Source organism: Tateyamaria sp. 7Alg 36 (assembly GCF_059882455.1).
Genome location: NZ_CM187613.1, coordinates 2,988,033 through 3,000,537 on the forward strand (window position 1 = coordinate 2,988,033; position 12,505 = coordinate 3,000,537).

Below are 12,505 nucleotides of genomic sequence, written 5' to 3' on the forward strand. Positions count from 1 at the left end.
ATCAGACCTCCTCGGATGCAGCGATCACAGGCGCGCGGCGGTGAATTGTTTGGACAAGGCTGTCGATCACAGCAAGGGCAAGCAACGACATCCCAAGGGCCATCACCGATTGCGGGATCCATAGGGGGATCGGGATCGTGCCGTTGGAGACATCGCCATAATGGATGCTTTCGGCGACCAGTGCCCAAATGTAATAGACAGCAAACAGGGTCAGTGCCGCCGCCGCCAGCAGGGCGATCACCTCGGCCACAAGCTGCGCTGTTGCGGGCAGGCGTGCCGTGACCAGTGATACCTTGATGTGTCCGCCTGTGCGAAACGTGTAGGGCATCGCCAGAAAGGTCGCACCGGCAAGCATATAGCCCGAGAAATCCGCATAGGACGGAATGGTCGAAGGCAGGGGCAGGCCAAACACCCGCGTCGCGAAGTTCAGAAAAATCTGTGCGCTGATCAAGATTGCGATGGCAAGGATGGTGAATGCCGACACCCATCCCGCCGCAAGATAGATCCGGTCCAGTAATAGTCGCATTACATATTCCTCATGGAAAAACCTGGCGCGTGCGCATCGGGGTGCCAGCGCCAGGCTCTTTTCGTCAAACAGGGGCAGGCGGAATGGCCCGCCCCGTCCGTCTTACTGACCTTGATAGGTTTTCAGAATGGACATGGCGGCGTCGGATGCGCTGGCTTCCCAGTTGGACAGCATCTGCGCGCCGATCTCTTGCAGGCCTGCGGTCAGTTCCGCGCTTGGCTCTACAATTGTCATCCCGTTTTCGGCCAGAACGGCGGTTTGCGCCTCAGCCTCTGCGGCGGACATTTCCCAGCCCCGAGCCTCGGCAGCGGCAGCAGCCTCTAGCACGGCAGCCTGGACGTCATCAGACAAGCGGCGGAAGGCACGTTCGTTCACCACGACGATGTTCTTGGGTACCCACGCGTTGATCGGTGTGTAGTGGGTCACGAAATCCCACGCGGTGGAGTTGGCACCGGTGGATGGGGATGTCACCATCGCCTCGACCTGACCGGTGGCAAAGGCTTGGGGGATGTCCGGCGCTTCGACCTGCACTGGCGCGGCACCGGCAAGGGCGGCGAACTCTTCCAGCGCGGCGTTATATGCGCGGAAACGCAGGCCGGCGAGGTCTTCAACGGTTGCGATCTCACCATTGGTGTACAGACCCTGCGCAGGCCACGGCACCGAATAAAGCGGCATCAGGCCCTGTTCGGCCAGCAATTCTGTCACGACGGGGCGCTGCGCGGCCCAAAGGCGTTCGGCGTCGTCATAGCTGGTTGCGACAAAGGGCTGGCTGTCGATGCCGAAAGCCGCGTCGTCGTTGACCAGCAGCGACAGGAAGAATTCACCGATCGGCACTTGCCCTGACCGCACGACGTTGCGGATTTCCCCGTGCGGGAACAGCGAACCGCCGGAATGGACGGTGATTTCCAGCGCCCCGTCCGTTGCCGCCGCGATGTCTGCGGCAAATTGCGAGATGTTCTGCGTGTGGAAGGTCGCGTCGCCATAAGGGGTCGGCATGTCCCAAGTGTCGGCGGTGGCAACACTGACGGAACCGACGGCAAGACCGGCGGCCAAGATGAAATGTTTCAACGTTTTACTCCTCTGTTGGATTGAACTCGAACTTTGTGCTCGTAATTCGTTACGTTGACAAATTGTCAGCGTTTTGAAAATAAAGCAACAGTTTTATGGTTTGGAGAGAATGATGAACGTGTGCGCTGATTCGAAGTGGGATTTCTGGATTGACCGTGGGGGTACCTTTACCGACATCGTGGCCCGAACGCCCGAAGGGGAATTGCGGACGCACAAGATTCTGTCTGAGAAACCAGAGTCTTACGCAGACGCCGCCGTTCATGGAATTCGCGAGATCATGGGCCTGAAAGACGCCGAAGCCATCCCCGAAGGTGCCATTGCGGGGATCAAGATGGGCACCACGGTCGCCACAAATGCGCTGCTGGAGCGCAAGGGCGAGAAGACTGTCCTGCTGATCACGCGCGGCTTCAGGGATCTGCTGCGAATCGGGTATCAAAACCGCCCCGATCTGTTTGCCCTGAACATCCAGTTGCCCGATCTGCTGTATTCCCATGTCGTAGAAATTGATGAACGTCTGGATGCGGATGGCAACATCATCGAAGCGATGGACCTTGCCCAAGCCCGAGAGAAAATCTGCCGTGCCTATGGCGCGGGCTATCGGTCGGTGGCGATTGCGCTTTTGCACAGCTACCGCAACCCCGCGCATGAAAAGGCACTGGGCGAGATGGCCGACCAGCAGGGGTTCACGCAGGTTTCCCTGAGCCACGAAGCCAGCCCGCTGATCAAGCTTGTCTCGCGCGGGGACACCACGGTTGCGGATGCCTATCTGACGCCGATCCTTAAGCGCTACGTCAATCAGGTGCGCGACGCATTGGGTGCGGGTGCGGTCGAACGGCTGATGTTCATGCAATCCAATGGCGGTCTGACCGACGCCAGCCTGTTTCACGGACGCGACGCGATCCTCTCGGGACCGGCGGGCGGCGTGGTCGGCATGGTCAGAACCGCGACGCAGGACGGTTTTGACAAGCTGATCGGCTTTGACATGGGCGGCACCTCGACCGACGTGTGCCACTATGCCGGAGAATACGAGCGCAGTTTCGAAACCGAGGTGGCTGGTGTGCGGATGCGCGCGCCGATGATGAACATCCACACGGTGGCGGCGGGGGGCGGGTCGATCCTGTCGTTCAGGGATGGCCGCCTTCAGGTCGGCCCCGAAAGCGCGGGCGCGGATCCCGGACCGTCTTGTTACCGCCGTGGCGGGCCATTGACCGTGACCGATTGCAACGCCGTGCTGGGCAAGTTGCAGCCCGAAAATTTCCCGAACGTCTTCGGGCCGGACAGCAACGAACCGCTGGATATCGCAACGCCGCGCCAGAAATTCGAACAGCTTGCCCAAGAGATCGCAGACCAGTCCGGCGAGGCCCCCATGTCAATCGAGGAACTGGCCGAAGGGTTCCTGCGGATCGCCATCGACAGCATGGCCAACGCGATCAAGGAGATCAGCGTGGCGCGCGGATATGATGTGACCGGCTATACGCTCAACTGTTTTGGCGGGGCGGGGGGGCAACACGCCTGTCTGGTTGCCGATGCACTCGGGATGACCTCGGTGTATCTGCACCCGTTCGCGGGCGTATTGTCGGCGCTTGGCATGGGGCTGGCCGATATTGTCGCGATGCGCGAACAGCAGTTGCTGGTGCCGGTGGATGATGTCGCGGCGATCCGCGACGCCTCTGCCGCGCTGACCGCCAGCGCCATGGACGAAGTGTTGCGACAAGGCGTGGATCGCACCAACATCGCGGTGCACGAAAAGGTCTATCTGCGCATGGCCACATCGCAGACCACCCTGCCTGTCCCGTTTGGCACCCCTGCCGAGATGGTCGAAGCGTTCCGTCAGGCGCACGCGGTCGAATTCGGGTTCCGCCCCGATCGCGACGACATCGTGGCCGAGATGATCTCGGTCGAGGCGGTTGGTGCCTCGGGCGCATCTGCGCAACTGCCCAACGCCGCGCAGGAAAACAGTGAACATGGCCGCACGCAGATGTGGGCGGAACACACCATGCAGGACGTGCCTACCCATGACCGCACGAAAATGGGCGCAGGCGTGACGGTGCAGGGGCCCGCAATCATCAATGAACCGACAGGCACAACCGTGGTCGAACACGGCTGGCAGGCCACCTGCCTAGACGGCGGTGCCTTGGTGCTGCGCCGCACTGTCCCGATCAAGCGGAAAGAGGCGATTGGAACCTCTGTCGATCCCATCATGCTCGAGGTTTTCAACAACCTGTTCATGTCCATTGCCGAACAGATGGGGGCGACGCTGGCTAAGACAGCGGCCTCTGTGAACATACGCGAGCGTCTTGATTTTTCTTGCGCCATTTTCGATGCATCGGGTGATCTGGTCGCCAATGCGCCCCATGTACCGGTGCACCTCGGCTCCATGAGCGCGAGCGTGAAATCCATCCTGCGCGAGAACGCAGGCCAGATCGCGCGCGGTGATGTGTTCATGATGAACGACCCGTTCAATGGTGGCACCCATTTGCCGGATGTAACGGTGATCACCCCCGTCTTTGACGATGCAGGAACCGAGGTGCAGTTCCTTGTCGCCTCACGCGGGCATCACGCGGATATTGGCGGTAAGACCCCCGGTTCGGCCCCGCCCGACAGCCGCCATATCGATGAGGAAGGCGTGCTGATCCGCAATTTCAAACTGGTGACGGGCGGCCGCCTGCGCGAGCCAGAGGCGCGCGCGCTGTTGGCATCGGGGCAGTATCCCTGCCGCAATATTGATCACAACATGGCAGACCTCACCGCGCAGATAGCGGCGAATGCCACGGGCGCGGCCGAGTTGCAAAAGGCGGTCGATCAATTCGGTGCCAAGGTGGTGCAATCCTATATGGGCCACGTGCAGGACAACGCCGAAGAATCCGTGCGCCGTGTCATCGACGTTCTGGAAGACAGCCGCTTTTCCTATCCGCTCGATAGTGGGGCGCGGATCGAAGTGGCGATTTCGGTCGATCATGCAGACCGCAGCGCGACGGTGGATTTCACCGGCACCAGCCCGCAGGACGCGCTGAACTACAACGCGCCCTTGGCGATTTGCCACGCGGTTGTGCTGTATGTATTCCGCACGCTTGTCGGCACCGACATCCCGATGAACGAAGGGTGCCTGAAGCCGATCAACATCATCGCGCCCGAGGGCAGCTTTATCAATCCGGACTACCCCGCCGCCGTGATTTCGGGGAATACAGAAGTCAGTCAAAGCATCGCAGACGCCCTTTATGGTGCGCTTGGCGTTGTGGCGGGCAGTCAGGGCACGATGAATAACTTTGTCTACGGTGATGACGCCTTGCAGAATTACGAGACGATCTGCGGCGGCACCGGGGCGGGACCAGATTTCGATGGCTGTTCCGCCGTGCATAGCCACATGACCAACACCCGCATGACCGATCCCGAAGTTCTTGAAACCCGCTTTCCTGTGCGCGTCCGCGCGTTTTCGATCCGCGAAGGGTCGGGGGGCGACGGGCTGCATCGTGGCGGGGAGGGGATCAATCGCGAGCTGGAGTTCCTGTCGCCGATGACTGTCACCGTGCTGTCGTCACATCGCGAAACAACGGCGTTCGGTGTGAACGGAGGCGGCAACGGTGCGCCGGGTGAGAACCTCGTTCAACGGGCGGACGGAACAGTGGAACGCCTGCAAGGCAATGATCAACGGGCGATGGAGGCGGGTGATACCTTTATTATGCGCACGCCTGGCGGTGGCGGTTTCGGCGCCGTTAGCGGGTGATGTAACCCGTGCAAAGGGGTGCCGCGCCTTTGCTGCATTGAGAGGGGCCGGGTTCGACATGACTGTAGAATCCGGCCATTTCAAAGCGGTAGGAGAATGCTGATCAATGCCGCGATAAAATAGGTGGCCGACAAAGTGGTCCAGCGGGCCCACGCAGCCACTGTGGCATAGGTAATCGACAGCCCTCAGACATGCACAAACTGCATATCTGGCATGCGGTTTGTAGGAGTGGATTGTGCTTTCGCGCCCCCCTATCTGGCGTCTGTAACCCTGTACCTCGAAAGGATCGGGAAAATGGCACGTACTGTAAGACATGCTCTCGGGATCGCGACGCTGATCTCCGTGACAGCACTCTTTCTTGGTCTGCATTCCTGGGCGTTTATCCAGTAGTCGGTCCGAGGCGGCACGCCGCATCTGCGGCAGCCGGTGATACCAGCGCAGCGGTTCATGGATCTGCGCCCCTCAAGATATAAAAAGGCGCCCTCGCTTGGGGCGCCTTTGTTGTTCTAGTGCTGGATTTCTTACCGCCCGAGCAGCAGTTCCGGCAACCACAGCGCCAGTTCCGGCACAAAGGTGGTCAGCATCAGTGTGGGCAGCCATGCAAAGATGATGAAGATCAACGTCGGCCACAGCATCTTGGACACGGGCACGTCGCAAATCTGCGCACCAAGGTACAGTAGCGGCGCGGTGGGTGGCGTGATGTTCGCCATGCCAAGGTTCACACCGATGACGGCCGCGAAATGGATCGGGTCCATGCCAGTGCTTTGCGCGATGGGCAGCAGAATCGGCGTTGCCAGCAGCAGCCCCGAGATGTCGTCCATCAGCATGCCGATCAGGATCATCACGACGTTGATCATCAACAGGATCACAATCGGGTTTTCCGACACGGAATAGACCATCTTCTTGGCCAGATCAGGCGCACCTTGGGCGATCAGGTTGTCCGACACGATCAGCACCATAAAGATCATGACCATGACCACACCGATGGTCACACCCGATGTCTGGATGGTCTGGGCAAGGGTGCGCCATGTGAGGCCACGGTAAAAGTAGATCGCAATCGGAATCGCATAGACCACGGCGATGCCTGCGGCCTCGGTCGGGGTCATGATGCCGCCATAGATACCGCCAAGGATGATGATCGGCATCATCAGCGCAGGACCGGCCAGACGCCCTTGCCGTCCAAGCTGTGGCAGGAAGGGCGAGGGGCGCTCGGACAGGATGATGTCCTTGTGTTTGCGCAGCATGAACTGGTTGGTTATGATTAGTAGCGTGATCAGGATGATCGCCGGAATGACCGTCGAGAGGAAGCATTTCAGCACGTGCTGCTGTGCGACCCAGCCATAGAGGATGTGCGACGAACTGGGCGGGATCAGCAGGCCCAAGGGGCTGGCTGACACGATCAGCGCGGCAGACTGGCCACCGGGATAGTTGGCGCGTTTCAGGTGCGGCATCATGATGCCACCGATACAGGTCAGCGTCGCGTTCGCACTGCCCGAGATCGACCCGAAGATGCCACAGGCGATGACGCCCGCTGCGCTGAGGCCCCCCTTGATATGGCCGATGAACATCTCGGCCAGCGCGACAAGCGGCGCAGCGATCCGGCCCTTTTCCATGATGCCACCGGCGATCATGAACAGCGGAATGGCCAGCAGCACCAGTGATCGGATGCCCGTCGATCCTGTGGGCAGGTAGCCCGTGATCGACTGGTCCCCGACCACGGCGATAAAGATCAGCACCGCGCCAAAGGCCACATAGACGCTGACCCCCAGAAGGAGCATCAGGCATACGATAATCAGACTTCCGGTGATGATCACTGTTCGGCCCCTTTCACGGTTTCAGATCTCAGAGGAAGGCCGAGCCCTTTTCGGATATGCACGTAAAGGTAAGCGCCGGTGAACATGGCCATAAAGCCGAAGGCCACCATGATGGCGATGCGCCATGACACAAAGGGGATGCGCAGAACGGGCGTGGCGCGCAGGCGCGGGAACGAAAAGTCGTCAAGCAGCGAGACATAGCAGGCGTAAAACAGGAACAGGATCACAGCCAATTCGATCGTCAGTACCACAAAGCTGCGCCACCAGATCAGGCGCGGATCCTGAATGACAATGCCAAGGATGTCGGCGTTGATGTGCAAATTGCGAGAGGAGGCGAGCACCGCACCGGCGAAGAAGCCGATGATGCTGGCGGCCAGCAGCCATTCCTCATAGGCGAACAGGTCGCCGCCAAAGCCATAGCGGATCACGACAACCGCGCCGAAGGTGAACGCCATGAGGAAACCGGATAGGGTCACGATCAGTCGCATGACAAAGGCAATGATTTTCATCGGGACGCCAAGGACGGGTGGTAATTCGTCCGTTATGCGCTGCTTGCCCTCGGCGGTGGTATAGCCAAAGAATGCCGGCCGATCGACCTTTGTCTTGACCATGTGTCCCCCTTAAATTCTGTGCGTGGGTAAATACGATTGAGGGCCGGCGATCAGGCCGGCCCTCTGGGGCATTTCAGGATCAGTTCTGACCGGAAAGCATCCGGTCAACGATTTCCTGACCGACGCTGTCGGCCATCATCGGCCAGATTTCTTCGCGCACTTTCGCAGCCACGGCTGCTTGGTCTTCTTCGTTCAGCTTGAGGATCGTATAGCCGCTGTCGACCAGTTTCGCCTCGAAGGCCGCGTCGTTTTCGCGGTTATAGGCAAAGAAGTCGTCGGACGCTTTGGTCAGCGCCGTTTGCAGCACTTCACGCTGTTCGTCGTTCAGCTTGTCCAAAGTGCGCTGCGACGCGTAGTAGGTCGTCAGCTCGGAGATCGCGTTGATTTCGACAAAGTGCGTGCCGACGTCGGACTGGGCAAAGATCGAATAGGTCGCGGTTTTGGTGCAGCAGATCGCGCCGTCCACAATGCCGGACTGGATCGCGGGGAAAATATCGCCCCATGCCATTGTCGTCGCTTTATAGCCCAGCAGTTCGACCATGGATTTCACGATGCTCGACGACCAGACGCGGATGTTCATGCCCTTGTCTTCGAACGTGTTCCAGTTTGTCGGCTCTTTGGTGGCGACGATGCCCACGAACCCTTCGGGGTTTTGGGCGAACACGTGTACGCCGTATTCGTCGGTCAGTTCCTGAAGGACTTGGTTATACTGCGAATCCATGTTCCGCATGATGCTGTCCATCTCGTCCCAGCCGCTGACAAGGAATGGCATGGACAGGAATTCGAGGCGCGGATCGGTGTCGGCATAGATAAAGGCCGAGGCAAGGTCGATGTTGCCGCGCGCGACATCTTCGAACAGGGCCTCACCCGATCCAAGCTGGTTGGCGGGGAACACGTTGATGGTCAGACCGACATCCGCAGCCGCAACATCCGCGGCCACCTGCTCCATCATTTTGGTGCCTTGATGGTCGATTGGAAACACGCCTGCAAAGCGAAGTGTCATATCTTCGGCGAAAGCGGCCGTGGACATCAAGGCGCTCAACGCGCCGACGGACAGGACCTTGGTGATCTTGTTGAAACTCATCAAGTATTCTCCCTATGGATTATGTTCAGGCGCAAAGAAAACTCTGTGCCTTACGTCAATCGTGACATCCTTCGAGCCTAGGCCGATTGTCCCTTATCTGCAAATTGTTTAGCGAAACGGCCCGTCTAGACAGGTAATTTGCCCCTTTGGCGGCTGTCATTTGGGCATGTGTATTGGCCCCGTGTCTTCGGGGTGTCCGACGGCCCCTGTGCGGGGGCAGGGCGCGCCCTTTCGCGCAGTTCTCACGCGGCTGAGTCGCGGGCGGCGTTCTAGAACCCGACTTTATCCGCGCCTTTCAGGCCCAGCATCTTGCGCGCCTCGTCCGGTCTCGCGATCTCGTATCCCAACCCTTCCAGAACGCCGCGAATCTTGCGCACTTGCTGGGCGTTGCTGGTGGCCAACTCGCCGCGTGCGATCATCAGGCTGTCTTCCAGTCCGACCCGCACATGACCGCCAAGGATCACGCTCATCGTGCCGATGGTCATCTGTTGGCGTCCCGCTGCCAGCACGGAAAAGCGGTAGGCGTCGCCCAGCAACCGGTCGGCGGTCTGTTTCATTATCATCAGGCTTTCGGGGCTGGCGTCGATGCCGCCCAGCACGCCCATCACGAATTGCAGGAAGACGGGAGCCTTAATCCGCTTCTGGCGCAAATAGAACGCGACGGTCTGGATATGGCCCACGTCGTAGCATTCGAATTCGAACCGCGCGCCACCGCCTTCCCCGAGCATTTGAAACACCGTTTCGATGTCGTGGAACGTGTTCTTGAAAACCACATCGCGAGTGTTTTCGAGGAACGGTTCCTCCCAATCATGTTTCCAGTCGGAATAGCGGTCCTTCATCGGGAACAGACCGAAGTTGATCGACCCCATGTTCAGCGAACACATCTCGGGGGCGAGGGCGGCGGGGGCGGACAGGCGCTGTTCCACGCTCATCTGCGAACTGCCGCCGGTGGTCAGGTTGATGACAGCGTCGCAAGCGTTCTTGATGCGCGGCAGGAAGTCGCGAAAGACGTCGATGTCTGAACTGGGGCGCCCCGTTTCAGGGTCGCGCGCATGCAGGTGCAGGATCGACGCACCCGCCTCGGCGGCTTCGATGGCCGAAGTGGCGATCTGGTCCGGTGTGACGGGCAGATGTGGGCTCATGCTTGGGGTGTGGATCGAGCCGGTGATCGCACAGGTCAGGATGATCTTCTCACTCATGATCCGGTCCTTTCGCATTCTTGGGCAAAGGTTGTCAGGGCGTCATCCAGAATGTGCAGGATATCTCCTATCTGGTCCTTGGTGACGATCAGCGGCGGACAGATCAGGAAATGATCCCCCTCGACCCCGCCGCGTGTCCGGCGGGAGTAGGTGATCAGCTTGCGGGCATAGCACATTTCGACCAGCCGTTCGTAGGCATTCAGATGTTTGAGCAAGGGGGCCATCGTCTCGCGATCCGCGACCAGTTCGAAGGCGGTCAACAGACCCTTGCCGCGCACGTCGCCAATCATTGCATGACGGTCCATCAAGTCGCGCAGGCCCGCCATCAGAACGTCGCCCATGACGCGGGCGTTGTCGATCAGGTTCAAACGGTCGATTTCCTGCAACACGGCTAGGCCCGCGCTACACGCCAGCGGGTTACCCGCATAGGTGTGTCCATGCGCAAAACCGCCCGCGTCTAGGACGGTGTCGACCATCGCCGCATCCGCGATCATCGCGCCCAGCGGGGCATAGCCCGCGCCGAACCCCTTAGATACGGCCACAAGGTCAGGGCGCACAGTCCAGTGCTCACTCGCTAGGAACTTGCCGGTGCGGCCGACGCCGGACATCACCTCGTCCATGATCAGCAGAATGCCGAACTCGTCGCAAATCTCGCGCACGCGGGCATAGTAGCTGTCCGGTGCAACCAGCGCGCCCGTCGATGCTCCGCCTACAGGTTCCATGGCAAAGGCCAGAACACTGTCGGGGCCTTGGGCGATAATCTCGTCACGCAGCATCTCGGCATATTTCAGGCCGCGTTCGTCGTCCGACAGGTTGTCGCGATCCAGATAGCAGGTCGGCGCGGGGATTTTCGGCATTTGCTGGATCAACGGCGCGAACGCATCGCTGAGCGGCCCATATCCGGTCAGCGCAAGCGCGCCCAAGGTCGACCCGTGATAGGACGGATAGCGCGAGATCACCTTCCAGCGGCTGGACTGGCCTGCGGCCACGGCCCACTGGCGGGCGAACTTCACACAGGATTCCATCGCCTCCGACCCACCAGAGACAAAGAACACCTTGTTCAGCCCCTTGGGCATCCGCTGCGCAATCGCGGTGGCGAGGTTCTCGGCGGCGGCGTTCTCGAAATGCAAACGGTAGGCAAAGGTGGCGTCGTCCATCTGTGCCTTCATCGCGGCCAGCACATTCGGGTTTGAATGGCCGATATTGCTGACCATCGCGCCGGACGATCCGTCAAGATAGCGCGCGCCGTCCGTGTCCCAGATATAGATGCCTTCGGCGCGGGCGACCTCGGGGCGGCGCTGGCGGTTCTGGTAGAACAGGTTGGACGGTTTCACGGCAGCCTTCCTTGCATCGGGGGCGCACCAGTGGACCGTTCGGGCCACTGGCCTCTGCCAACTCTGTGCCGCTTTGCCGCAAAGCGCAATGTCGCGGCGCATTTTTCACCACATGCCCAAATGGCGCGCGCCACACAGCCTGTTTGGCACAAGGCGCTGGTCAAGTTTACGCAACTGGTGCACGATGAAACCCGAGTCAGGGGGGGAAACAGCATCCCAGACAAGAACGGAATCATGGCGGAGATGTCTGCGTTGGAAGAAACGCTTGTGCTGCTGGCTTGCCAGATTGATATCCCTGCGATGACGACAGTTCAGGACCGCGACCGCCACCTTGCCCGCAGTGCCGCCGTGGTCGAGGCGCAACTGGCCACCACCCCCGCCGACATCGTCGTTTTGCCCGAACTTTCCAGCATTGATTACAGCCGCGAAGCGTTTGCGGCGCTGGATGTACTGGCCGAGCCGCTGGATGGCCCGTCATTTCAATGCTGGCGCGCAGTGGCGCAGCGCGCGGGCTGCTTTGTCTGCTATGGATTTGCCCGTGCGGGGCAGGACGGCACCTATATCACCATCGCGGTTTTGAACCCTGATGGAGAGCTTGTCGGCCACTATGACAAGCTGCATCTGGCGCAATACGGCGCGTCGATGGAAAAGGAATACTTCACACGGGGCGATCACCTGTTCGTCTTCGAGGTAAAGGGTTTCAGGCTGTCGCCTTTTATCTGCTACGACATCCGCTTTCCCGAACTGGCCCGCACGCTGGTGCTGGACCACGGGGTTGATGTGATCCTGCATTGCGGTGCCTATTACCGCGATCCGTCTTTTGCCACATGGCACGCCTTTGCCACTGCGCGGGCAATCGAGAACCAAGTGTTCCTGCTGTCCCTGAACCGAGCGGGCGCGTCCTATGGCAATTCGCTGTTCTGTTATCCGTGGATGGACGAGGCGACCCATGCCGAAAAGTTCAGCGCCCAAAGCGAAGATTTGCGCGTGATTGCGATCAACCGATCCGCCCTGAATGTTGCGCGTGACAGCTATACATTTCTGAGCGATAGGCGGGACACGTACGACCGCCCTGTGCAGCCGTCCGCCCCTTATTTGACCTGCCCACCACAGCCCTTACCCGCCCCTGTAACCGGAGAGTAACC

General features: G+C 60.0%; 9 protein-coding genes. 2 read left to right on the forward strand and 7 right to left on the reverse strand.

Going from position 1 to position 12,505, the window contains the following annotated elements:
• Position 1: 1 nt before the first annotated feature.
• Positions 2 to 526, reverse strand: coding sequence for a TRAP transporter small permease (locus AC6GQJ_RS14555; protein WP_500769500.1), 525 nt, complete (start codon positions 524 to 526; stop codon positions 2 to 4).
• A gap of 102 nt (positions 527 to 628) precedes the next feature.
• Complete coding sequence (locus AC6GQJ_RS14560; RefSeq protein ID WP_500769502.1) at positions 629 to 1,594, reverse strand: TRAP transporter substrate-binding protein; 966 nt, start codon at positions 1,592 to 1,594, stop codon at positions 629 to 631.
• 112 nt (positions 1,595 to 1,706) lie between these two features.
• On the opposite strand from AC6GQJ_RS14560, the gene AC6GQJ_RS14565 reads away from it, so the two are divergent.
• Positions 1,707 to 5,318, forward strand: coding sequence for a hydantoinase B/oxoprolinase family protein (locus AC6GQJ_RS14565; protein ID WP_500773935.1), 3,612 nt, complete (start codon positions 1,707 to 1,709; stop codon positions 5,316 to 5,318).
• A 521-nt stretch (positions 5,319 to 5,839) separates the two neighbouring features.
• Here the strand turns inward: AC6GQJ_RS14565 and AC6GQJ_RS14570 are convergent.
• The 5 genes from AC6GQJ_RS14570 to AC6GQJ_RS14590 all read right to left on the reverse strand — a co-directional run bounded on the left by AC6GQJ_RS14570 (position 5,840) and on the right by AC6GQJ_RS14590 (position 11,360).
• Positions 5,840 to 7,132 carry a TRAP transporter large permease gene (locus tag AC6GQJ_RS14570; protein WP_500769504.1) on the reverse strand — a complete coding sequence of 431 codons (1,293 nt, stop codon included), beginning with the start codon at positions 7,130 to 7,132 and terminating at the stop codon, positions 5,840 to 5,842.
• Positions 7,129 to 7,743: a TRAP transporter small permease gene (locus AC6GQJ_RS14575; RefSeq protein ID WP_500769506.1), complete on the reverse strand. Its 615-nt coding sequence runs from the start codon at positions 7,741 to 7,743 to the stop codon at positions 7,129 to 7,131. The genes AC6GQJ_RS14570 and AC6GQJ_RS14575 overlap by 4 nt, the downstream gene beginning before the upstream one ends.
• A 79-nt stretch (positions 7,744 to 7,822) precedes the next feature.
• Positions 7,823 to 8,827 (reverse strand): TRAP transporter substrate-binding protein DctP, encoded by a 1,005-nt coding sequence (gene dctP / locus AC6GQJ_RS14580; protein WP_500769508.1) that lies wholly within the window; start codon positions 8,825 to 8,827, stop codon positions 7,823 to 7,825.
• Positions 8,828 to 9,096: 269 nt separating this feature from the next.
• Positions 9,097 to 10,026, reverse strand: coding sequence for a 3,5-dioxohexanoate:acetyl-CoA acetone transferase (kce, locus tag AC6GQJ_RS14585; RefSeq protein WP_500769510.1), 930 nt, complete (start codon positions 10,024 to 10,026; stop codon positions 9,097 to 9,099).
• Positions 10,023 to 11,360 carry an aminotransferase family protein gene (locus tag AC6GQJ_RS14590; RefSeq protein ID WP_500769512.1) on the reverse strand — a complete coding sequence of 446 codons (1,338 nt, stop codon included), beginning with the start codon at positions 11,358 to 11,360 and terminating at the stop codon, positions 10,023 to 10,025. The genes kce and AC6GQJ_RS14590 overlap by 4 nt, the downstream gene beginning before the upstream one ends.
• Before the next feature lie 234 nt (positions 11,361 to 11,594).
• Here AC6GQJ_RS14590 and AC6GQJ_RS14595 point away from each other — a divergent pair, with 234 nt between their 5' ends.
• Positions 11,595 to 12,503: a carbon-nitrogen hydrolase family protein gene (locus tag AC6GQJ_RS14595; protein ID WP_500769514.1), complete on the forward strand. Its 909-nt coding sequence runs from the start codon at positions 11,595 to 11,597 to the stop codon at positions 12,501 to 12,503.
• Positions 12,504 to 12,505: the final 2 nt, after the last annotated feature.